This window comes from Streptomyces sp. NPDC015125 (genome assembly GCF_043080045.1).
Taxonomy (GTDB): domain Bacteria; phylum Actinomycetota; class Actinomycetes; order Streptomycetales; family Streptomycetaceae; genus Streptomyces.
The window spans coordinates 13291-35444 of the sequence record NZ_JBIBVF010000011.1; the positions used below are offsets into that span (position 1 = coordinate 13291).

Genomic DNA, 22154 nt, shown 5'->3' on the forward strand with positions numbered 1-22154 from the left:
AAGAATCTCCCGGTCCTGGCGGCCGTCGCGCTGGCCGCCACGGCCGACATCGGGCACGATCTCCCGAAAGTCGCAGTTACGGCTGCGTAGGTTTCCGCCGGGAGAACCCTCCCCAGGCGTGGAAAAGGGGTCCTCCGGACAATGGCAGAGCTCGTCTATCCGCCGGTGATCGGCGCCGCCCGCACCCTCTTCAAGGCGCTCGATCTGCAATTCGACATCGCCGGGACGGACCACATTCCGCGCCGCGGCGGGGCGGTTCTGGTGAGCAATCACATCGGGTACCTGGACTTCGTCTTCGCCGGGCTGACGGCACGCCCGGCCAAGCGGCTGGTGCGCTTCATGGCGAAGGAGTCGGTGTTCCGGCACAAGGTGTCGGGGCCGTTGATGCGCGCGATGAAGCACATCCCCGTGGACCGTGCGCAGGGGATGCACGCCTACAAGCACGCGCTGTCCGCCCTGCGTTCGGGCGAAATCATCGGAGTCTTCCCCGAGGCGACGATCTCCGAGTCCTTCACCCTGAAGACCTTCAAGTCGGGTGCGGTACGGCTGGCCCAGGAGGCCGGGGTGCCGCTGCTGCCGGTGGCGCTGTGGGGCACCCAGCGGCTGTGGACCAAGGGCCACAAGCGCGATCTGGGCCGGAACCACCTGCCGATAACGATCCGGGTGGGCGAGCCGATGGAGGCCGATCCGGCCGAGCAGGCCGAGAAGATCACCGACCGGCTGCGGGCCCGGGTGCAGGACCTGCTGGAGGCGGCGCAGCGCGCCTACCCCGTACGCCCCAAGGACGCCGAGGACACCTGGTGGATGCCGGCCCACCTCGGCGGCACGGCGCCCGCCGCGCCCGGGACCGCCGGATAGCGGACCCGGGGGCCGGAGCGCACCGTCGCCCCGGCGGTCGGGGCGGCCGGTGCGGCGGACCCGCTCACGGGGTCCAGCTGTCGCCGACCTCGATACGGGCGTCGGGGCAGGCCTTCTGCAGCGTCTCGGCCAGTTCGGCGCCCGCGGCGGTCAGCGCGTCGAGGCTCATGGGAGCCATCCGCTCCAGCAGGAAGAGGGCGCTGACCGAGTCCTCGGTCAGGCGGGTGCGTACGCCCTGCCGCCAGTTCCAGCGGCGGCAGGTGACGCCCTCGTCGTCACACCAGACGACCTCGCCCGCATCGGGGTGCTCGACGGTCTCGGCGCCGCCGGCCGCGGTCACGAAGGGCTCGTCGCCGGTGGCCCGCACGAGCCGCATACCGCCCTGGATACGGTCCAGGTCCTCGCCGCCCACGGGGATGAGGTGGGCGACGCTGAGCGCGTTGTAGAGGTCGACGAGGCGGTTGATGCGGGGCAGACCGCCGTCCGCGAGCGCCCGCCTGGCCAGCGCCTCGGCGGAGTTGCGGGTGCGCGAGGGCTTGCTGCCGAAGGCGGTGTACGCGGCGCGCCAGGCGGCGAGGTGCGGATCGTCCTGCGGGGCACGCCCGTCCAGACGCTCGGCGAGGCGGCGGGTGGCCTCGTCCAGGAGCGCCGCGCCGGCCTCGTCACTGGGCCCGTTGGTCAGACCGCGGGCTTCGACGGCGAGGTAGCCGAAACCGGGCGCCAGTTCCCGCACCTCGTCGGAAACATGCAGGCGACAGGTCGTGCCGGAGACGTGCGAAGAGCTGGGCATCGGGGCCGTTCCTCAGAGATCGGTGGGGAGCATCTGCCAGAGGTGAGGCCGGTCGACGGCCTCCTGGAGGCATTGCAGCACGACAGGGTGTGGTTCAGCAAACAGCACCGGCAAGTCCAGTTCGTTGCACTCGGGTCGCACGGGAAAGGCCAGCTGCTCCCGATCCAGACGGAACTGCGCGTCGACGCCCGGCTTGTTGCCCCGTGGATCCTGCCGCGCCCAGCGGTCCGCGCCCGGCAGCTTCACGGCCATCAGGCCGTGGATGACGTCGAGCTTCTGGTAGCACAGCCCGGCGGGGATGCCCTCCGCGCGCAGCAGGGCCACGAGCGCATGCGCCTTGGCGTGGCAGCTACCGGTGCGCCGCGCGAGCACGTCCGAGGCGCGCCAGGTGACCCGCGGGTCCCCGGCGTCCGCGCTGTGCGGGATGGTGTCGCGGACGAACTCGAAGGCGGCCTTGGCGTATGTATATGCATCGGAGGCATCGACCGCGATGCCGGCTGCGGTAGCCCGGACGCGTGGATGGTCATGGTCGATGACCTCGCCAGACGCCAAATAGGCGGATATTTCCGGGGTGCCCTGAATCAGCTCCATGCCCGGGGAGCGTAGCGATGCGCCCGGCCGAGAGTCAATGACTATTCGACCAGGCGCATTACTATTCCATCTGGGGACTGCGGTCCGGAGCTACCGGCCGATCTCCTCGCGGAGTGCGGCGAGGAAGCCGTCGACGTCCTCCTCGGCGGTGTCGAACGCGCACATCCAGCGCACCACACCGGCCGATTCGTCCCAGAAGTAGAAGCGATAGCGCTTCTGCAGCCGCTCGCTCACATCGTGCGGAAGCCGGGCGAACACGCCGTTGGCCTGCACGGGGTAGAGGATCTCCACCCCGTCGATCCCCCGCACCCCGGCCGCCAGCCGCTGCGCCATGGTGTTGGCATGCCGGGCGTTGCGCAGCCACAGATCCTTGGCGAGCAGCGCCTCCAGCTGGACGGAGACGAAGCGCATCTTGGAGGCCAGCTGCATGGACAGCTTGCGCAGATGCTTCATGGCGCGCACCCGGTCGGGGTTGAGCACGACCACGGCCTCGCCGAAGACCGCGCCGTTCTTCGTCCCGCCGAAGGAGAGGATGTCGACTCCCACGGCATTGGTGAAGGCCCGCATCGGCACATCGAGCGTCGCCGCGGCATTGGCGATCCGCGAGCCGTCGAGGTGCACCACCATGTTGCGCTCATGCGCGTGTTCACAGATCGCCCGGATCTCGTCGGGCGTGTAGACCGTGCCGAGCTCCGTGCTCTGGGTGATCGAGACGACCTGCGGCATGGCGCGGTGCTCGTCGTCCCAGCCGTACGCCTCGCGGTCGATCAGCTCGGGGGTGAGCTTGCCGTCCTCGGTGGGCACGGTCAGCAGCTTGAGCCCGCCGATCCGCTCCGGTGCACCGCACTCGTCGACATGGATGTGCGCGGACTCGGCGGCGATCACCGCCCCCCAGCGGTCGGTCACGGCCTGCAGGGCGACGACATTGGCGCCGGTGCCGTTGAACACCGGGAACGCCTCGGCGCGCTGCCCGAAGTGGCTGCGGAAGACCCGCTGGAGGTGCTCGGTGTACTCGTCCTCGCCGTAGGCGACCTGGTGGCCGCCGTTGGCAAGGGCGAGCGCGGCGAGCACCTCGGGGTGGGCGCCGGCGTAGTTGTCGCTGGCGAAGCCGCGTATCTCGGGGTCGTGATGCCGCCGGGCATCGGTCTTCGCTCCGGTCACGGCTCGGGGGTCAGCCACAGACGCTGTCCATTCACTTCCTGGGCGGGCCGGCTCCAGACCCCGGCGATGGCCTCGGCCAGCTCCGTGACATCCGTGAAGCCCGCGAACTTGGCGTTCGGTCGCTCGGCGCGCATCTGGTCGTTGACGAGCGCCTTCACGATCAGGATGGCAGCCGCGGCGCGCGGTCCCTGCTCTCCCCCCGACTTGCGGAAGCCGTCCGCCATGGCGAGCGTCCAGGCCTCGGCGGCGGCCTTGGCGGCGGCGTAGGCGGCGTTGCCCCCGGTGGGCTTGCCGGCACCGGCCGCGCTGGTGAGAAGGAAGCGGCCGTTGCCGCTGCGTTCGAGTGCTTCGTTGAAGGCGAGGGAGGTGTGCTGGACGGTGCGGACCAGCAGCTTGTGCAGCATGTCCCAGTCCGCCAGGTCGGTCTCCGCGAAGGTCGAGGAGCCGCGCCAGCCGCCGACGAGGTGCACCAGGCCGTCGATCCGGCCGAATTCCTTCTCCGTACGAGCCGCCCATTCGCGGGTCTGGTCGAGGTCGAGGAGGTCGACGGTGTCCCCTATCACCGTGGCGCCGCCATGGGCGTAGCGGGCCGCGTCCACGGCCTCCGCCAGCCGCTCGGGGTGGGAGTCCGAGCCGACCACCACCGCACCCGCTTCGGCCAGTCGCAGCAGGGTGGCCCGGCCGGCCGGTCCGGCCGCCCCCGCCACCGCGATGACCGCACCCTCCAGCGGCCCCTGGCCGCCCGTCGAAGTAACCATCTCCGTCGCCTCCTCGTCCTGCTCCTGGACGGCCTTCGGCCGGGTGTTCCGGTCGTTCGTCATGCCGCCGCCAATTCATCGCTGTGGGCCGTGATGCCCTTGGTGGATGCGATCACAGCGCGCAGCTTCTTGGCGAGCGCCTCGTAGAACATGCTCAGCGGGAACTCGTCGGGGAGCACGTCGTCCACGAGTTTGCGCGGCGGCTGGTCGAGGTCGAGGGCATCGGGGCCCTTGGCCCAGACCGAGCCCGGGTGCGGAGCGAGGTAGGTCGAGACGAGGTCGTACGCGGCGAACCAGTGGACCAGCTTGGGCCGGTCGATGCCGTCACGGTAGAGCTTCTCGATCTCGCCGCACAGCTGGTTGGTGACCTTGGGCGCCCGCTCCCAGTCGATGTGCAGTGTGTTGTCCGTCCAGCGTACGACGTCGTGCTTGTGCAGGTACGCGAAGAGCAGCTGGCCGCCGAGGCCGTCGTAGTTGCGGACCCGGTCGCCGGTGACGGGGAACCGGAACATCCGGTCGAAGATCACCGCGAACTGCACGTCGCGGGCCTGGGAGTACCCCTCGGCCTCCAGCTTCACGGCCTCCTTGAAGGCGGTGAGGTCGCAGCGCAGCTCCTCCAGGCCGTACATCCAGAACGGCTGGCGCTGCTTGATCATGAACGGGTCGAACGGCAGGTCACCGTGGCTGTGGGTGCGGTCGTGGACCATGTCCCACAGGACGAACGCCTCCTGGCAGCGCTCCTGGTCGGCGAGCATCTCGCGGATGTCCGCGGGAAGTTCGACACCGAGCGTCTCGATGGCGGCCTCGCTGACCCGGCGGAAGCGGGCGGCCTCGCGGTCGCAGAAGATTCCGCCCCAGCTGAACCGCTCGGGGGCCTCGCGCACGGCGATGGTCTCCGGGAAGAGCACCGCGGAGTTGGTGTCGTAGCCGGCCGTGAAGTCCTCGAAGGTGATGCCGCAGAAGAGCGCGTTGTCGTAACGGGTGCGCTCCAGCTCGGCGAGCCAGTCCGGCCAGACCATGCGCAGGACGACGGCCTCGAAGTTGCGGTCCGGGTTGCCGTTCTGGGTGTACATGGGGAACAGCACCAGGTGCTGGAGGCCGTCGGCGCGCTGCCGGGCGGGCTGGAAGGCGAGGAGGGAGTCCAGGAAGTCCGGCACCCCGAAGCCGCTGTCGGCCCAGCGGCGCAGGTCGGCGGCGAGGGCCTGGTGGTAGGCGGCGTTGTGCGGCAGCAGCGGGGCGAGTTCCCCGACGGCCGCGGCCATCTTGTCGACCTCCGCGCGGACGGCCTCGGCGGTGGGCGCGCCCTCCGCCTCCAGGTCTATGGAACCGTCCTTGGACTGCCAGGGGCGGATGGTCTCGACCGCATCCTTGAGCACGGGCCACGCCGGGTGCCCGACCACGGTCTCCGCGGTCGCGGTGGCCTCCCGGACACCCACAGGCGAAAGAATTTCCGTCATGACTGCCCTCCGGCGATAGATCGTGTTGTCAGAACACGGTAACCAGCCGAGGATGGCCCGCTCAAGAGGAGTCGTTGAAAATTATTCTGTCGACACCCCGCGCTCACGCGGTTTTTTCCTGTCGGTGACGGCTTGGACGACACTTCCTGCCAGTAGCGCCAAGGGTTTCGGCGGTTCCTCCGGCGCCCGCGACGACAAGGAAACCCCGCGGCCTTGTGGCATATGCCATACGACCGGCGCGCCGCGGACCGGCCGGCCCACGGCGCGCCGTCAGCGCGGCAAGGACTCGCCCACGCGAGGGTGAGGCGGTCTGAAGCCGGATATGGCGGGTACCCGTACTGGACACACCGCGGTCCGGTCCGGCAGCCCGTTTTCCGCCGGTCGGTCCCGTTAGGCTGTGCGCCATTTCGTAGCGCCGTTGCCGACAGCCGACGGTCGACACGTGTACAGAGCCGACAACAGCACCGAGCCGACAGAAGCGAGGCAGCCTTGTCCTTTCTCACCATCGGACACCGCGGGGTCATGGGCGTGGAGCCGGAGAACACCCTGCGGTCCTTCGTGCGCGCCGAGCACGAGGGCCTCGATGTCATCGAACTGGATCTGCATCTGAGCAAGGACGGCGCGCTCGTGGTGATGCACGACGCGGATGTGGACCGGACCACCGACGGCGCCGGGCCGATCGCCGAGCGCACCCTCGCCGAGCTCCGCGAGCTCGATGCCGGCCGGGGCGAGCGGATCCCGGTCTTCGAGGAGGTCGTCGAGGCGGTCAAGGCGCCGTTGCAGGCCGAGATCAAGGACGTGGCGGCCGCGCAGGCGCTGGCCGAGGTGATGCGGTCGCGCGATCTGGTCGGCCGGGTCGATGTGATCTCCTTCCACGACGAGGCGCTGGCCGCGATCCGGACCCTGCTGCCCGGCGTACGGACCGCGCTGGTCGGCAGCCGGTACGGCGCGGACGTGGTCGACCGTGCGCAGGCCGTCGGCGCGACGATGCTCTCGCTGAACATCCGCCGGCTCACCCTGGAACTCGTCGAGCGGGCGCATGCCGCGCAGCTGAAGGTCGTGGGCTGGACGGTCAACACGCATGATCAGCTGCGCCTCGCGCGCGGGCTCGGTCTGGACGGTGTGGTGACCGACCAGCCGGAGATCCGGCGGGCGGTCCGCTTCACGGCGTGAGGCGACGCAGATTCACAGCCTGAGGCGACGCAGGCTCACGGCCTGAGGCTGCGCAGAACATCATGAGCCGGGTGGGGCGTGCCGACTCTTCGGGCCCGCCCCACCTCCGGCATCCGGGAAATGCGCAGTTCACAGTGCTGCAATGCACTTCCAGCATGCGGACGTTTTCCCCGGTGATCTCGACAGATGGCCTCGCGCCCTGACACTCTCCCGCCATGCGCCTCGCCAACCGCCCTCTCCGCCTTGCCGCTTGCGCCACCGTCGCGCTGCTCGCCGCGGCCGTCGGCTGTGCCCCGCAGGACGAGTCCCCCGGTGGTCCGCGGGCCGCCGGGAAGGGCGAACAGAGCTGTGACCGCGGCAAACTGGCCACCGTGGCGGACGGCAAGCTCACCGTCGGCACCGACAAGCCCGCCTACGCGCCCTGGTTCCAGGACGACGACCCGGCCAGTGGCAAGGGCTTCGAATCGGCCGTCGCCTATGCCGTCGCCCGCCAACTGGGCTACGGCAAGGGCGCGGTGCGCTGGCGGACCGTGCCGTTCAACAACGCGTTCGCGCCCGGCCAGAAGACGTTCGACTTCGACCTCAACCAGATCTCCATCAGCGCCGCACGCAAGCGGGCCGTCACCTTCTCCTCCGGCTACTACGACGTGCGCCAGGCGGTCACCGCGCTCAAGGGCTCCCGGGCCGCGCATGCCAAGAGCATTGCCGCCCTCCGTCATCTCAAGCTCGGCGCGCAGGTCGGCAGCACCAGCCTGGACGTCATCAATGACACCGTCCGGCCGGATCAGCCGCCCGCCGTGTTCCAGAAGAACGACCTCACCAAGTCCGCGTTGAAGAACGGTCAGGTCGACGCGATCCTCACCGATCTGCCGACGGCCTTCTACATCACCTCGGCGGAGGTGAAGGACGCCGAGGTGGTCGGGCAGTTCGCGGCCACCGGCGCCGACAAGGAGCAGTTCGGCCTGGTCCTGGACAAGGAGAGCCGGATCACCGGGTGTGTGACGGCCGCGGTGGATGCGCTGCGCAAGGACGGCACCCTCGCCGCGCTGGAGAAGAAGTGGCTGACCGACGCCGTTTCCGTCCCGGTGCTCAAGTGACGCACGGAGAAGGCGTGACGCACGGAGAAGATGTGACGCACGGAGAAGGTGTGGGGAAGACCCTGGCGGCACAGGACGGGGCCGACGGCGGGTATGTGCCCTCCCCGCGGCGGATCGAGCGGGAGCGCTTCCGGCGGGCCAGGGCCCGGCGCGCCACCGCCGTTGCCGCGCTGAGCACCCTGGTCACCGCTGCCGTCCTCTACCTCGTCATCACCCGCTCCCCCGGCTGGCCGCGGACCCGGGAGACATTCTTCAGCGCCGAGTACGCCCGTAAGGCGCTTCCGAAGGTGCTGGAGGGACTGCTGCTGAATCTGCGGCTGCTGGTGGTGTGCGGGGCGGCGGTGCTGGTGCTCGGGCTGCTGCTGGCGGTGGCCCGGACGCTGCGCGGCCCGGTGTTCTTCCCCCTGCGCGCCCTGGCCACCGCGTACACCGACTTCTTCCGCGGCCTGCCGCTGATCATCTGTCTGCTGATGGTGGTCTTCGGGGTGCCGGCGCTGCGGCTGCAGGGCGTGACCACCGATCCCGTGCTGCTCGGCGGCTCCGCGCTGGTGCTGACGTACTCGGCCTATGTCGCCGAGGTCTTCCGGGCCGGCATCGAATCGGTGCACCCCTCCCAGCGGGCCGCGGCCCGGTCACTGGGGCTGACCAGCGGCCAGGCGCTGCGCTTCGTGGTGCTGCCGCAGGCGGTACGGCGGGTGGTGCCGCCGCTGCTGAACGATCTGGTCTCGCTGCAGAAGGACACCGGCCTGGTGTCCATCGCGGGTGCGGTGGATGCCGTCTACGCGGCACAGATCATCGCCGGCCGGGACTTCAACTTCACTCCGTATGTCGTGGCCGGGCTCGTCTTCGTGGCGCTGACGATCCCCATGACGCGGTGCACGGACTGGGTCACGGCCCGGATGGACCGCAGGCGCGCCCAGGGAGGACTCGTATGAGCACGACGGACGACGCACCGCGGCCGGCCGACGGAACGGCCGGGTACGGGAAGGCGGCGCCCGGCGGCGGCCCGGTGCTGCGGCTGGAGTCCGTACGCAAGACGTACGGACGCGGCACGGTCGTGCTGCGGGATGTGGATCTGGCGGTCCCGCCGCACACCGTGACGGCGCTGATCGGTGCCTCGGGGTCGGGCAAGTCCACACTGCTGCGCTGCGCAAATCTGCTGGAGGAGATCGACGACGGTGCGATCTTCCTGGACGGAGCGGAGATCACCGATCCGCGGGCGGACGCGGACGCGGTGCGCCGCCGGATCGGTGTGGTCTTCCAGGCCTACAACCTCTTCCCGCACCTGACCGTGCTGGACAACATCACGCTGGCGCCCCGCCGGGTGCACGGGGTACCGCGCGCCGAGGCGGAGGCGCGGGCCCGCGAGCTGCTGGAACGGCTCGGGCTCGGCGGGCGGGCCGGGGAGTACCCGGACCGGCTCAGCGGCGGTCAGCAACAGCGGGTCGCCATCGTCCGGGCGCTGGCCGGACGGCCCCGGCTGCTGCTGCTCGACGAGATCACCGCGGCGCTCGACCCCGAGCTGGTCGGGGAGGTGCTCGGCGTGGTCCGCGATCTCAAGGAGGAGGGCATGACCATGGTCATCGCCACCCATGAGATGGGCTTTGCGCGGGAGGTCGCCGACCAGGTGTGCTTCCTGGACGGCGGGGTGGTGGTGGAACGCGGGGCGCCGGAGCAGGTCTTCGGGGACCCGCAGCAGGACCGTACCCGGCAGTTCCTGCGGCGGATCATCCAGGCGGGAAGGCTGTGATCGACCGGGCCTTCGCCGTCATCGCCCCGGCGTTGGACGCCGTCGCACAGCGGGCTCTGTCGCGCACGCGCCCCGCGGTGGATCGTGCCCGCCCCTCGCGGTGCGGATCACCCCGGGCCCGCGACGCCCGGCAAGGACACGCCCTGGCCGGCCCTAACCGAGCGGCTGACCGAGCGGCTTGACCAGCAGCTCGAACTCCAGGTCGGCGCGCTGCGGAATGCCGAACCGCTCATCGCCGTAAGGGAACGGGGTGAGCTGCCCGGTGCGCCGGTAGCCGCGGCGCTCGTACCAGGCGATCAGCTCGTCGCGCTGCCGGATGACGGTCATCCGCATCTCGCCGGTGCCCCAGAGGTTCCGGGCGGTCCGCTCGGCCTCCGCGAGAATCACCTTGCCGAGGCCGCCGCCCTGGAGCTCCGGGCGCACCGCGAACATCCCGAAGTACACATGGTCCCCGCGGTGTTCGAGCTGACAGCAGGCGATCAGGGCGTCATCCCGCTCGGCGACGAGCAGCCGGCCGCTCTCGCCCCGCACCACGGCGGCGACGCCCTCCGGGTCGGTCCGCTGTCCCTCCAGCAGGTCCGCCTCCGTCGTCCAGCCGGCCCGGCTCGCGTCCCCTCGGTACGCCGACTCGATGAGGTCGACGAGCCCGGGGATATCGGCGTCGCGGGCGGTACGGAAGGTCAGCTCGCTGGTGGGCATGGTGTGCGGAGTCCTCTCGGGGCCGGACGAATGGCTGAGCGGAGGCTAACAAGCGGCGTGGACGTCAGGTCAGGGCCATTCGTCACGACCCCCCGGCGGCAGCGGCCCGGTGGCACGGCTCCGGCGGCGTAGGGTCCTGCCATGGTGCACGTATTGAGCAGCAGGGTGCTGGTGCGGCCGTCCGACCCCGAGCGGTCGCGGGCGTTCTACGGCACGGCGCTGGGTCTGGAGATCTACCGGGAATTCGGTACGGGACCCGCGCGCGGCACGGTCTACTTCCTCGGCGGCGGCTTCCTGGAAGTCTCCGGCCACGCCACGGCTCCGGCCACGGACACCCTCCAGCTGTGGCTCCAGGTGGCGGACGCGGCAGCGGCGCACGAGGAGCTCCTGGCCCACGGAGTGAAGGTGCTGCGGCCGCCCGTGAAGGAGCCCTGGGGGCTCATCGAGATGTGGATCGCCGACCCGGACGGCCATCGGATCGTGCTGACGGAGGTTCCGGCGGACCATCCGCTGCGCTACCGGCCCTGAAGCCTGAGAGGCCGCCCGCGCTCCCCCTCCGTGCGTCCGTGCGCTCCCATGTGCCGGGGCCCGGCCGGGCATTCTGCACCCGATCCGTGCGACAGGCGGTACTCGGGGAGGTGGGCCGTGCACGCACCGCCGTTGGTCGGCTGGCTGCTGGTGCTGCTGTGTGCCGCGGCCGGCGCGTACTGCCTCGTCCGGGCGCGTACCGGGCCGGACGCCTACCGGGGGGATGCCCGCGGCGAAGGCCTGATGGCGCTGGGCATGGCAGCGATGGCGCTGCCCGCGTCCGCGGTGACACCGCCTCAGTGGTCACCCTGGATGTTCACCGTGGTGTTCGCGGCGGCCGGTGTGTGGGCGCTGGCCCGGCGGCATCTGCATCATGCGGTGGGCACGTTCGCCATGGTGTACATGGCGCTCGCGATGGCCGTGCCGTCGGATCGGATGAACCCGACGGGCTCGGTGGGCCAGACGGGTTCGATGAGCCCCATGGGCTCGATGGGCTCGATGGGGCCGGCGGAGTCGATGGGGGCGATGGGGGCGATGGAGCATGCCGGGCCGGGTGGGGTGCCCCTGCTGACGGGCCTGTTGCTCGCCTACTACACGGTGTACGTGATCGCTGCCGGGGTCCGGCTGGTGCCGGCGGGCGTCCGGACGGCGGACTCCCCCACGGAGGGGATGACGGAGGGAATGGAGGGGCCGGAGGGCACGGAGGGCACGGTGGCGGACAAGCCGGCGGACGCCGGGCCGCCCGGTGTGCTGCGGGCTTGCCGGGTGGCCATGGGCATCGGGATGCTGGCGATGCTGCTGGCACTGTGAGCTGCGGGCTGCGGGCTGCGGGCTGCGGGCTGCGGGCTGCGGGCTGCGGGCTGCGGGCTGCGGGCTGCGGGCTGCGGGCTGCGGGCTGCGGGCAACGCTCTCGCGTACGGCTGCGCTCTCGCGTACGGCTGCGGGGCGTGGGTGCGCGCGGGGCCGCGGTTCACACCTGTGACGCGGGTGGTATGGGTCACATCCCACACCTGGCTGTACCTACGAGTAGCCGTGCGCTCATAGGCTGACGGCATGATGGTCCCTTTCGCGCTGATGATTCTCGGCGTGCTGGCCGCGGCAATGGCGCCGCGCCTGATGGCCCGTTCCGACTGGCCCGACCGTGAACCGGTGCTCGCCCTGTGGGTGTGGCAGTGCGTGGTGGCCGGTGTTCTGCTGTGCTGTGTGCTCGCGATGTCGCTGAGCGCGGCCGCCGCCTGGGAAGCCGTCCGCGGCCCGGTGTTCGGCTTCGCCCCCCGGGTGGTCGTCGAGGCGTATGCGCTCCAGGGCTACGGGCCGTGGGCCGGGGTACTGGCCCTGCTCCTGGCGGGCGGCGGCGCCTGGACGGCCGTCACCCTGACGCGTGAGGTACGCGCGGCGCGCGCCCGCCGTCGGCAGCGCCGGGCCGAACTCCTGCTCCGTGCACCGCTGCTGCCCGGCGAGGAACCTCTCCAAGAGCGTCTGGTCGTCCTGGAGGGTGACCGCCCGGAGGCCTGGTGGCTGCAGCACTCCTCGCCCCAACTGGTCATCACCACTTCGGCGTTGCGGCGCCTGAAGGGGCGTCAGCTCGATGCGCTGATCGCCCATGAGCAGGGCCATGCGCGGGCCCGGCACGATCTCCTCCTGTACAGCGCCTCGGCGCTCGCCGTCGGCTTTCCGCAGATCCCGGTCTTCGCCGCGTTCCGCGATCAGGTGCACCGGCTGGTCGAGCTGGCCGCCGACGATGTGGCCTCGCGCCGCTTCGGGCGGCTGACGATCGCCCTGGCCCTGGTCGAACTCAACGAGGATCGCGGGGTGTTCGGCCCCTGCCCGACGCAACTCGCGCAGGTACCCCAGCGGGTGGACCGGCTGCTGTCCCCCGCGCCCCGCTTCACCCCCGGCCGCCGGCTCCGGATGACGGCGGTGGCGACGCTGGTGCCGGCCGTGCCGCTGCTGGTCACCTTCGTCCCGGGCCTGAGGGCGCTGACGTAGGGCGCGGTCCCTCGCTCGGGGCGCGGGTCATGGGCGAGGATCGCTCCATGCCCTCGACGCCGCTCCCCACCGCCCGTACGTCCGCCGTGGATGACGACAACCGCCGGGCCTTTGCCCCTCTGCCCCCCTTCCGCTCCTGCCTCTCCTGCGCCGTGCTGTGCACGCTCCTCTTCGGCCTGCTGCTCACCCTCGTCGTGGCGCGCTGGGGCCCCTTGATGTCCCTGGACACGGCCCTCGCCGGCGCACTGCACCGGACGGCCGTGGCCGCGCCCGGCTGGACCCGGCTCAACCGGGTGTTCAGCGACTGGGTCTGGGACCCGTGGACGATGCGCGCGGTGCTCGCGGTGGTGGTCTGTCTGCTCGTACGGCGTGGCGAACGCCGGCTCGCCCTCTGGGTGGCGGCCACCGCGCTCACCGGTACGGCGTTGCAGCAGGCGGTGAAGGCGCTGGTCGGCAGGGACCGCCCCGTCTGGCCGGATCCGGTGGCCGCCGCGCACTACGCGGCGTTCCCTTCCGGGCATGCGCTGTCCGCGCTGGTCACGGGCGCCCTCGTGCTGTGGCTGCTGCGGCTGGCCGGGGCGCGTCCGCTGTGGCGCCGGACGGCCCGGGTGGTGGTCGGAGTCTCGGTCGTCGGTGTCTCCTTCACCCGGCTGTATCTGGGCGTGCACTGGCTGTCGGATGTCGTCGGGGGCTGGCTGCTGGGCGGGGCCCTGGTGGCCGGATCTGCGGCGGTGTACGGCGCATACACGTCCCGGACGGAGGTGCCCGGCGCATACACGTCCAGGACGGAGGTGCCCGGCGCCGCACCGCGGGCAGAATGACGGTCATGACGACAACCAAGGGTGTGCTGTTCGACTTCTCCGGGACCCTGCTGCGTATCGAGTCCGCCGAGTCATGGCTGCGTGCGGCGCTCACCGCTTCCGGCACGGCCATGGACGAGGCCGAGGTCGCCCGCTCAGCGGCCGCACTGGAACGGGCCGGCGCACTCCCCGGCGGCTCCTCGCCCGTCGAGGTCCCCGCCGAACTGGCCGGCCTGTGGGAGATCCGCGACTGCGAAGCCCGCCACCACCGCGCGTTGTACACCGGGCTGGCCCGCCAAGTCCCGCTGCCCGACCCGGAGTTGTACGACGCGCTCTACGACCGCTCCAGGGCGGCGGAGGCCTGGCAGCCGTACCCCGACGCCGCCGAGGTGCTCGCGGAGCTGCACCGGCGCGGCCTCCGTACCGGCGTACTGAGCAATATCGGCTGGGATCTGCGGCCGGTGCTGCGCGCCCACGGCCTGGACCGCTATATCGACATCTGTGTGCTGTCCTACGAACACGGCATCCAGAAGCCGGACCCCCAGCTCTTCGCCCTCGGCTGCCGGGAGTTGGGGCTCGACCCGACAGCCGTTCTGATGGTCGGCGACGACCGCACGGCCGACGGCGCCGCGACGGCGCTGGGCTGCTCCTTCCTGCCGGTGGACCATCTGCCGGTGGACCGCCGCCCGGACGGGCTGCGGCCCGTGCTCGACCTCGTGGGCTGAGGGCCGGGGCAGGATCAGGCGGCCGCGCGCAGTTCCGTCCTCTGCCCTGGCTCGCTGATGTTCCCGGCCGGGTCCTTCGGGTGGGCACCCCGCATGACCTGGGCGAGTTCCCTCGATACCCCGGGGTCGATACCCCGGGGTCGATACCCCGGGGTCGATACCCCGTGAACGACACCGCGTGAGTGATCGCCGGTCGGTGTGCAGGCCGACGCGACTCGCTCACGGGGCGTCGGCCTCCGCCGGCCCCGCCGCCCACTGCCGCAGTGTCGTGAAATCGTCCGGGAGCAGGCCCTTCGCCGGATCGACGCGGTGCGGGAGGGCACGGCCTCGGCGCTGCCCGCGGAAACGGAACCGCCCCGGCCGGCAGGGCGCCGGCCGGGGCGGAAGGGCCTTCCGCGGTTACCGCATCAGCTGAGGGTCGCGAGGGCCTGGTTGAGGGTCGTCGACGGGCGCATGACCGCCGAGGCCTTCGCCACGGACGGCTGGAAGTAGCCGCCGATGTCGGCCGGCGAACCCTGCACCGCGATCAGCTCGTCGACGATGGTCTGCTCCTGCTCGGTCAACGTCTTGGCGAGTGCCGCGAACGCCTCCGCGAGCTGGGTGTCGTCGGTCTGCTTCGCCAGCTCCTGCGCCCAGTAGAGCGCCAGGTAGAAGTGGCTGCCGCGGTTGTCGATGCCACCCAGCTTGCGGCTGGGCGACTTGTCCTCGTTGAGGAAGGTGCCGGTGGCGCGGTCGAGGGTGTCGGCGAGCACCTGGGCGCGCGCATTGTCCGTGGTCTGCGCCAGGTGCTCGAAGCTGACCGCGAGCGCGAGGAACTCGCCCAGGCTGTCCCAGCGCAGGTAGTTCTCCTTGACCAGCTGCTGGACGTGCTTGGGCGCGGAGCCGCCGGCACCGGTCTCGAACAGCCCGCCGCCGTTCATGAGCGGGACGACCGAGAGCATCTTCGCGCTGGTGCCCAGTTCGAGGATCGGGAAGAGGTCGGTCAGGTAGTCACGCAGCACATTGCCGGTGACCGAGATCGTGTCCTCGCCACGGCGGATGCGGTCGAGGGAGAACGTGATCGCATCGACCGGCGACAGGATCTCGATCTGCAGGCCCTCGGTGTCGTGCTCGGGGAGGTAGGCCTTGACCTTGGCGATCAGCTGCGCGTCGTGCGCACGGCCCTCGTCCAGCCAGAACACCGCCGGGTCGCCGGTGGCGCGGGCGCGGGTGACGGCGAGCTTGACCCAGTCACGGATCGGCGCGTCCTTGGTCTGGCACATACGGAAGATGTCGCCGGCGCCGACGACCTGCTCGAGCACCGCGTTGCCGTTCTCGTCGAGGACCCGGACGGTACCCGTGGCCGGGATCTCGAAGGTCTTGTCGTGGCTGCCGTACTCCTCGGCCTTCTGCGCCATCAGGCCGACGTTCGGCACCGAACCCATCGTCGACGGGTCGTAGGCGCCGTTCGCCCGGCAGTCGTCGATGACGGCCTGGTAGATGCCGGCGTAGCTGCTGTCGGGGATGACCGCGAGGGTATCGGCCTCCGCGCCGTCCGGGCCCCACATGTGACCGGAGGTGCGGATCATGGCCGGCATGGAGGCGTCGACGATGACATCGCTCGGCACGTGCAGGTTGGAGATGCCGCGGTCGGAGTCGACCATGGCGAGCTCCGGGCCCTCGGCGAGCTCGGCGTCGAAGGACGCCTTGATCTCCGCGCCGTCGGCCAGCGACTCCAGGCCCTTGTAGATGCCGCCGAGGCCGTCGTTCGGGGTCAGTCCGGCGGCCGCGAGCGACTCGCCGTACCGGGCGAACGTCTTCGGGAAGAAGGCGCGGACCACGTGGCCGAAGATGATCGGGTCGGAGACCTTCATCATCGTGGCCTTCAGGTGCACCGAGAACAGCACGCCCTCGGCCTTGGCACGGGCGACCTGCGCCGTGAGGAACTCGCGCAGCGCGGCCACCCGCATCACGGAGGCGTCGACGACCTCGCCCGCGAGGACCGGTACCGACTCACGCAGGACGGTGGTGGAGCCGTCGTCACCCGACAACTCGATGCGCAGCGATCCGTCGCGGTCGATGACCGCGGACTTTTCGGTGGAGCAGAAGTCGTCGACGCCCATGGTGGCGACGTTCGTCTTCGAGTCGCCCGTCCAGGCACCCATGCGGTGCGGGTTGGACTTGGCGTAGTTCTTGACCGACGCCGGGGCCCGGCGGTCGGAGTTGCCCTCCCGCAGGACGGGGTTGACGGCGCTGCCCTTGACCTTGTCGTAACGGGCGCGGATGTCCCGCTCCTCGTCGGTCTTCGGGTCGTCCGGGTAGTTCGGCAGCGCGTAGCCCTGCTCCTGCAGCTCGGCGACCGCGGCCTTGAGCTGCGGGATCGAGGCCGAGATGTTCGGCAGCTTGATGATGTTCGCGCCGGGAGTCTTGGCCAGCCGGCCGAGCTCGGCGAGGGCGTCCTCGATACGCTGGCCCTCCTCCAGGTGCTCGGGGAAGCTCGCGATGATGCGCCCGGCCAGGGAGATGTCACGGGTCTCCACGCTGACGCCGGCCGTCGACGCGTATGCCTGGATCACAGGCAAGAACGAATACGTCGCCAGGGCCGGGGCCTCGTCAGTGTGGGTGTAGATGATGGTCGAGTCAGTCACCGGGTGCTCCGCTCCACGTCTGCAACATTGCTCGACATCAAGATATCTCGTGACCGGCCCCCTCTCGACAGGACCCCGCCCCGGATAAGAGTGGAGGAATTGGTTCCGATCGGATCCGATCGGGGGAATGACTGCCCGACCAGCGGGGCGGCCACTCCGCGCCGGGCCCGCCCCGGCCCGTTCCCGACGCTCCGGGGACGGGAACGGGCCGGGCCGCGGTGTACTGACGGCCGGTATCGACCGGTCGACGGCGAGATCTCACCCCTGGGCTGCGCACGGACCGTCACGCGGAACGTATCCACTTCGTGGCAGACGGTAAGCGGTGGGATGCCATGCGCAGCGGCATCCACCGGCGGATACGGACCCGCGGCAGGATTGCCCCGCACCGGCACGGAGCATGATCGTCCCGGCGGCACACCGGCCCCCACCCGCAGCCCCGCTCCCCACGGGCCGGCCCCCACGAGCCCGCCCCCGCACCGGCCGAACATCAGGAGGATCGCCCGCCATGACCGCCGGCCCCTACCTCGACTCGCTCTTCTCCCTCGCCGGGCGTACCGCCCTGGTCACCGGCGGCAGCTCCGGTATCGGCCGGGCCATTGCGGGGGCACTGGGGCGCGCCGGCGCCGAGGTCGTCCTGCTGGCCCGGAGCGCCGACCAACTGCGGTACGCCACCGCGGAGTTGCAGGCCGCGGGCGCGACTGCACACTGGGTCGATGCCGACCTCGGCGATCGGGACGCCCTGCACCGGGGCGCGGAGGAGATGGCACGGCGGCACGGCGAACCCGACATCCTCGTCAATGCCGCCGGGGTCAACCCCCGCCCGCCGATGGACGAGCCGGCCACGCCCGACCGGGACCGCACCATGGCCGTCAACCTCGATGCGCCGTTCCTGCTCGGACAGCGCTTCGGGCCCGGCATGGCGGACCGCGGCTGGGGACGGATCATCCACATCGCCTCCCAGCAGTCGGTCCGGGCATTCGGCAACAGCGGTGCGTACGGCGTGTCCAAGGCCGGACTCACCGCGCTCACCCGTTCCCAGGCGGAGGCCTGGTCCCGGTACGGGGTGAGCGTCAATGCGATCGCCCCCGGCTTTGTCCGCACCCCGCTGAACGAGGCGGTCTTCGCCGATCCCGGGCGCACCGAGGCGATGGCCCGCCGCACGATGGCCGGGCGCAATGGCGAACTGGACGATTTCGCGGGCGCGGCGGTGTTTCTGGCCGGGCCGGGGGCGGCGTATGTGACGGGGCAGACGGTGTTCGTCGACGGTGGATTCTCGGTGACCTGACCGCCGGGCGCGCCGCCGGGCGGATCGGAGGGGGCGGCACGGCGACGGGGTGCGGCCGCGGAAGGCCCGGCCCCGGGCAGCGGCGGCCGGTCACCGGACCTTCGTCCACTCCTTGCAGCCGCTGGTCTCGAACGTCTCCCCTTTGTTGACGGTGACGCGGGCCGGACCCTGAGGGGTGCCATTGGCGATGATGCCGTCCAGCTCACCGCTGGAGTCCTTGGCGCGTGCCCAGTAGCACAGCGGGACATCGGACGCGGCGGGGCCGCCGGTCTTGTAGGTGCCGGCGGCGATGTCCTCCCCCACGAGGTAGCTGCCCTGACCGACCGTGGTGTCCGGGCCCGCGGGCGCCGGCGCCTTCTCCGCGGGCTTCGCAGCGCTCTTCGGCTTCTCCGGCTCGGCCCTGGTGGTCTTGGCTGTGACGGTGACCGTGACGGTGGGGGCAGGCTTCGCCCTGGCCTTCTTGGTGCCGTTGCTGCCGCTTCCGACCGCGGCTCCGAGCCCGAAGACGATGAGCGCACAGACCACACCCACGGCGATGCCGAGTGCGGAGTGCCGGCTCTTCGGCGGCTGCGCGGCCGGCGGCGGGGACGGCGGCAGCGCGAAGGGGAGGGCGTACGGGAGGGGCTGCTGACCGAATGGCGCGGGCTGCTGCGAGTGCGACATGCGCAATCCCCCATTCCTCTGTGATGGTGTCGTGAAGACCGCCCATTGCCGTCGAAGGTTGTACGGCCAGGTGCCGCACGCGCCGCGCCTTGGGCATGCACCCGCCCGCCTCGCGTGAGCGAGCTCAAGCCACTCCGTGCCGACGTCACGCCGCTCCGCGCCGACCTCATGCCGACTTCATGCCGACGTCACGCCACTCCGTGCCGACCTCATGCCGCTCCGCAGTCCTACCGCCCGGTACGTCGATCGGCCGATGCCTCGATGGCCCGATTGCTGCATGCTGGTCCAACCGACCGAGCAATTGGTTGAAACGAGAATCATCAGCACGGGCAACCAGGCAGAAACGGGCAGGGCACGGCCCCCCCCCACCGCCGGTGAAGACCCCTCACACCGCTGGAGGATGGAGCTGCCATGCGACTTCGCGACGCCACACCGGCCGAGCCGCAGGTTCCAGGCCCCCCTCCGGCCCCGTCACCCCCGCCCACGAGCGCACACCGCTTCCCGCCCGCCGACCGGCACCGGTGGCGCCCGGCGGTCCTCCCTGCGCGGCCGCTCTGGTGGGAGAACCGCCGGGGCATGGTCTTCGACATCCTGGTCGCGCTGGGCTGTGCGCTGTTCCCCACGGTCCTCGTGGACGTCCACGGGACGTACCCGCTCGGGCTTCCCGCGCCGGCCTACTTCGCGCTGGCGGCCTTGACCGGGCTGGCAATGGTGGTGCGGCGGCGGTGGCCGACGTGGTTGTGCGTGGCCGTGATCCTGGCCATACCCGCCGAGGTCTTCTTCCCTGCCCTCACCGTCTGCCTGTACTCCCTGGCGAAATACGGTCGCAGCCGACGCATCCTGGCCGCGGTGTCCACGGTGGCGCCTGCCGCAACCGGCGCCTACCTGCTGCTCACCGACAGGCGCGAGCTCACCGTCGAAAACCTGACATCCGGCCTACCGCTCCTGGGCCTTTTGATGGTCGTGCCCGTCCTGGCCGGCTTGTACGCGAGGACGCGGCGGATGGTGGTGGAGAACCTGCGCGAGAAGGCCGAACGCCTGGAGCGCGAGCAGCGCCTGCTGGCCGCGCAGACCCGCATGGAAGAGCGGGCCCGGATCGCGCGGGAGATGCACGATGTGGTCGCCCATCGGGTCAGCCTCATGGTCATTCACTCCGGAGCCCTGGAAGTCACCCCGGCGGAGCGCGATCACACCACCCAGGCCCGGCTCATCGGCGAGATCGGCCGGCAGGCGCTGGACGAGTTGCGTCAGGTACTGGGCGTACTCCGCGTCGACGAAGGCGAGAAGTCCGCACCCCGCGCGCCGCAGCCGACCCTCAACGACCTGTCCAGGCTGGTCGACCAGTCGCGCGCCGCGGGCATGCGGATCGAACTGACCACGTCCGGCCCCTCCCGGCCGCTGGACGCGACCGCCGAGCGCACCGCGTACCGGCTGGTCCAGGAAGCGCTGACCAACGCACACAAGCATGCGGGCACCGCCGCCACCCGCGTTCAGCTGCGGTACGTGCCCAACGAACTGCACATCACCGTGGACAATGAGATGCCCAGCGCCCCGTCGACCGCTCGGCTGCCCAGTGGGGGCCACGGCCTGGTCGGGCTCCGCGAACGCGTCACCGTCCTGGGCGGGGCCTTCGAGGCCGGGCCGAGACCGGACGGCGGCTTCCGGGTCTCGGCCGTGATACCCACGAGGGAAGAAGCACCATGACCGTTCGCGTTCTGCTCGCCGATGACGAGGACCTGGTCCGGTCCGGCTTGAGCATGATCCTGGAGGCCGACCCCGGCATCAGCATGGTGGCCGAGGCGGGCAACGGGGTGGAGGCGGTGCACCTGGCGCGCCTGCACCGGCCCGATGTGGTGTTGATGGACATCCGTATGCCGGTCATGGACGGGCTGGCCGCGACCGTGGAGATCAGCCGGTTGCCCGACTCGCCCAAGGTGGTGGTCCTCACCACCTTCGATCTCGACGAGTATGTGCATGCAGCGCTGGAGGCCGGCGCGATGGGCTTCCTGCTCAAGAACACCCCGCCCCGCGACCTCGCCCGCGCGGTCCGGACCGTCCACGACGGGGATGCCATGCTGGCCCCTTCGGTGACCCGCCGGCTGATCTCCAACTTCTCCGCCCGCGGTACGTCGAGGGCCCACCACGCACGGCGCCGCACGTCTGTCCTGACCGACCGCGAAGGCGAGGTGCTGCGCCTGGTCGGCGAGGGCATGTCCAACGCCGAGATAGGTCTCTGCCTGCACATGAGCGAGTCCACCGTGAAGACCCATATGAGCCGTCTTCTCGCCAAACTTGAGTGCACCAACCGCGTCCAGGCGGCGATCCTCGCCCACGATGCCGGCCTCCTTGAGGCGTAGCGTCAGGCGTCGCGCTTGTCCAGCAGATACACCGCGCCCGCCATCGCGACCGCCGCCCAGGCGCACAGCACCCCGAAACCGGCCCACGGGCTGAGGCCGTCCAGCATCGGACCGGGCTGCATGATCGTCCAGCCGGCGCTGCCGGGCGCGAGGCTGCCGGGCAGGAGAGGTGCAAGGCCGCTGAGCGCCGGGGCGGAGGCGAGCCCTGGCACAACGAAGATGAGCGTGAACATCACGACGATGCCGCCGACCGTGCTCCGGAGCACGGCGCCGACCGCCAACGAGAGCACGGCCAGCACACTCAGGTAGAGCCCGCCGCCGAGAACGGCCCGGACGACCGAGGGACCGGTGACCGATCCGGAGACAGCGGGTGCGGATGCGTACTCGACGGCGAAGCAGACGATGCTCAGCAGCATCCCGGTGACCAGCACCAGCGCGGCCGTGACCAGGGCCTTGGCCAGGAGCCACGGCCCGCGCCACGGTATGGCCGTCAACGAGGTGCGGATGGTCCCGGTGCTGTACTCGCTGCCGATGGCCGTCACCGCGAGGACCACTACGGCGAGCTGGCCGACGCCGAAGCCCATATGACTGTTGATCACCAACTGGCCGATGGGTTGCGGGCCTTCCTTGTCGATGGCCGTTGCCACGATGACGCTGATGCCAACCGCTACCGCCGCGGTGGCGAACAGGCAGCACACGGTGGCACGGACGGTGCGGAGCTTGGCCCACTCGGACCGGATCAGCCGGGAGAAGACGGGCCCGGGGCGAAGGGCGGACGACCGGTGCTCGGTCGCGGGGATGGTTACGGACATGGGGCTACCTCCTGGGTCGGGATGTGGCTATGGC

The 22154-nt window shown here is 70.9% G+C and carries 22 protein-coding genes; 13 read left to right on the plus strand and 9 right to left on the minus strand.

Annotated features, from left to right (window positions below; all coding sequences use genetic code 11):
- Positions 1 to 141 precede the first annotated feature (141 nt).
- A complete protein-coding gene (locus ACF088_RS22815) occupies positions 142 to 858 on the plus strand; it encodes a lysophospholipid acyltransferase family protein (RefSeq protein ID WP_392377617.1) in 717 nt (238 codons plus the stop codon).
- A gap of 64 nt (positions 859 to 922) precedes the next feature.
- Here the strand turns inward: ACF088_RS22815 and ACF088_RS22820 are convergent, their stop codons facing one another.
- The 5 genes from ACF088_RS22820 to ACF088_RS22840 form a co-directional block, all read right to left on the minus strand.
- Complete coding sequence (locus ACF088_RS22820; protein ID WP_392377618.1) at positions 923 to 1648, minus strand: B3/4 domain-containing protein; 726 nt, start codon at positions 1646 to 1648, stop codon at positions 923 to 925.
- A gap of 12 nt (positions 1649 to 1660) precedes the next feature.
- The gene (locus ACF088_RS22825; protein WP_392377619.1) at positions 1661 to 2239 is read right to left on the minus strand and encodes a transglutaminase family protein; all 579 of its coding nucleotides are present in this window, start codon (positions 2237 to 2239) and stop codon (positions 1661 to 1663) included.
- Between the two features lie 90 nt (positions 2240 to 2329).
- On the minus strand, positions 2330 to 3418 hold the full coding sequence (locus tag ACF088_RS22830; protein WP_392377620.1) for a threonine aldolase family protein: 1089 nt from the start codon (positions 3416 to 3418) through the stop codon (positions 2330 to 2332).
- Positions 3397 to 4158, minus strand: coding sequence for an SDR family NAD(P)-dependent oxidoreductase (locus tag ACF088_RS22835; protein WP_392377781.1), 762 nt, complete (start codon positions 4156 to 4158; stop codon positions 3397 to 3399). Before ACF088_RS22835 ends, ACF088_RS22830 begins: the two co-directional genes overlap by 22 nt.
- Positions 4159 to 4217: 59 nt before the next feature.
- Positions 4218 to 5615: a DUF6421 family protein gene (locus ACF088_RS22840; protein ID WP_392377621.1), complete on the minus strand. Its 1398-nt coding sequence runs from the start codon at positions 5613 to 5615 to the stop codon at positions 4218 to 4220.
- A 489-nt stretch (positions 5616 to 6104) separates the two neighbouring features.
- Here ACF088_RS22840 and ACF088_RS22845 point away from each other — a divergent pair, with 489 nt between their 5' ends.
- The 4 genes from ACF088_RS22845 (at position 6105) to ACF088_RS22860 (ending at position 9635) form a co-directional block, all read left to right on the plus strand.
- The gene (locus tag ACF088_RS22845; protein WP_392377622.1) at positions 6105 to 6788 is read left to right on the plus strand and encodes a glycerophosphodiester phosphodiesterase; all 684 of its coding nucleotides are present in this window, start codon (positions 6105 to 6107) and stop codon (positions 6786 to 6788) included.
- A gap of 215 nt (positions 6789 to 7003) precedes the next feature.
- Positions 7004 to 7885 carry an ABC transporter substrate-binding protein gene (locus ACF088_RS22850; protein WP_392377623.1) on the plus strand — a complete coding sequence of 294 codons (882 nt, stop codon included), beginning with the start codon at positions 7004 to 7006 and terminating at the stop codon, positions 7883 to 7885.
- 50 nt (positions 7886 to 7935) lie between these two features.
- Positions 7936 to 8820: an amino acid ABC transporter permease gene (locus ACF088_RS22855; protein WP_392377624.1), complete on the plus strand. Its 885-nt coding sequence runs from the start codon at positions 7936 to 7938 to the stop codon at positions 8818 to 8820.
- Positions 8817 to 9635, plus strand: a complete 819-nt coding sequence (locus ACF088_RS22860) for an amino acid ABC transporter ATP-binding protein (RefSeq protein ID WP_392377625.1) — start codon at positions 8817 to 8819, stop codon at positions 9633 to 9635. The genes ACF088_RS22855 and ACF088_RS22860 overlap by 4 nt, the downstream gene beginning before the upstream one ends.
- Before the next feature lie 153 nt (positions 9636 to 9788).
- Here ACF088_RS22860 and ACF088_RS22865 read toward each other — a convergent pair whose 3' ends face one another.
- Positions 9789 to 10334, minus strand: coding sequence for a GNAT family N-acetyltransferase (locus ACF088_RS22865; protein WP_392377626.1), 546 nt, complete (start codon positions 10332 to 10334; stop codon positions 9789 to 9791).
- Positions 10335 to 10475: 141 nt separating this feature from the next.
- Here ACF088_RS22865 and ACF088_RS22870 point away from each other — a divergent pair, with 141 nt between their 5' ends.
- The 5 genes from ACF088_RS22870 (at position 10476) to ACF088_RS22890 (ending at position 14376) form a co-directional block, all read left to right on the plus strand.
- On the plus strand, positions 10476 to 10862 hold the full coding sequence (locus tag ACF088_RS22870) for a VOC family protein (RefSeq protein WP_392377627.1): 387 nt from the start codon (positions 10476 to 10478) through the stop codon (positions 10860 to 10862).
- 117 nt (positions 10863 to 10979) lie between these two features.
- Positions 10980 to 11672, plus strand: coding sequence for a DUF5134 domain-containing protein (locus ACF088_RS22875; RefSeq protein WP_392377628.1), 693 nt, complete (start codon positions 10980 to 10982; stop codon positions 11670 to 11672).
- 243 nt (positions 11673 to 11915) lie between these two features.
- Positions 11916 to 12851, plus strand: coding sequence for a M56 family metallopeptidase (locus ACF088_RS22880; RefSeq protein ID WP_392377629.1), 936 nt, complete (start codon positions 11916 to 11918; stop codon positions 12849 to 12851).
- Between the two features lie 47 nt (positions 12852 to 12898).
- Complete coding sequence (locus ACF088_RS22885) at positions 12899 to 13672, plus strand: phosphatase PAP2 family protein (RefSeq protein ID WP_392377630.1); 774 nt, start codon at positions 12899 to 12901, stop codon at positions 13670 to 13672.
- Entirely contained in the window at positions 13669 to 14376 is a 708-nt protein-coding gene (locus tag ACF088_RS22890; protein ID WP_392377631.1) for an HAD family hydrolase, read from the plus strand. Before ACF088_RS22885 ends, ACF088_RS22890 begins: the two co-directional genes overlap by 4 nt.
- Positions 14377 to 14783: 407 nt before the next feature.
- Here ACF088_RS22890 and ACF088_RS22895 read toward each other — a convergent pair whose 3' ends face one another.
- A complete protein-coding gene (locus ACF088_RS22895) occupies positions 14784 to 17003 on the minus strand; it encodes an NADP-dependent isocitrate dehydrogenase (RefSeq protein WP_392377632.1) in 2220 nt (739 codons plus the stop codon).
- A 505-nt stretch (positions 17004 to 17508) separates the two neighbouring features.
- Between ACF088_RS22895 and ACF088_RS22900 the strand changes: the two genes are divergently transcribed.
- Complete coding sequence (locus ACF088_RS22900; RefSeq protein ID WP_392377633.1) at positions 17509 to 18288, plus strand: SDR family NAD(P)-dependent oxidoreductase; 780 nt, start codon at positions 17509 to 17511, stop codon at positions 18286 to 18288.
- Positions 18289 to 18378: 90 nt separating this feature from the next.
- Here ACF088_RS22900 and ACF088_RS22905 read toward each other — a convergent pair whose 3' ends face one another.
- The gene (locus ACF088_RS22905; RefSeq protein ID WP_392377634.1) at positions 18379 to 18951 is read right to left on the minus strand and encodes a hypothetical protein; all 573 of its coding nucleotides are present in this window, start codon (positions 18949 to 18951) and stop codon (positions 18379 to 18381) included.
- 576 nt (positions 18952 to 19527) lie between these two features.
- Here ACF088_RS22905 and ACF088_RS22910 point away from each other — a divergent pair.
- Both ACF088_RS22910 and ACF088_RS22915 read left to right on the plus strand, forming a co-directional pair.
- Positions 19528 to 20655, plus strand: a complete 1128-nt coding sequence (locus tag ACF088_RS22910) for a sensor histidine kinase (protein ID WP_392377635.1) — start codon at positions 19528 to 19530, stop codon at positions 20653 to 20655.
- On the plus strand, positions 20652 to 21308 hold the full coding sequence (locus ACF088_RS22915; RefSeq protein WP_392377636.1) for a response regulator: 657 nt from the start codon (positions 20652 to 20654) through the stop codon (positions 21306 to 21308). The genes ACF088_RS22910 and ACF088_RS22915 overlap by 4 nt, the downstream gene beginning before the upstream one ends.
- A gap of 2 nt (positions 21309 to 21310) precedes the next feature.
- Here ACF088_RS22915 and ACF088_RS22920 read toward each other — a convergent pair whose 3' ends face one another.
- Entirely contained in the window at positions 21311 to 22120 is an 810-nt protein-coding gene (locus ACF088_RS22920) for an ABC transporter permease (RefSeq protein ID WP_392377637.1), read from the minus strand.
- Between the last annotated feature and the right edge of the window lie 34 nt (positions 22121 to 22154).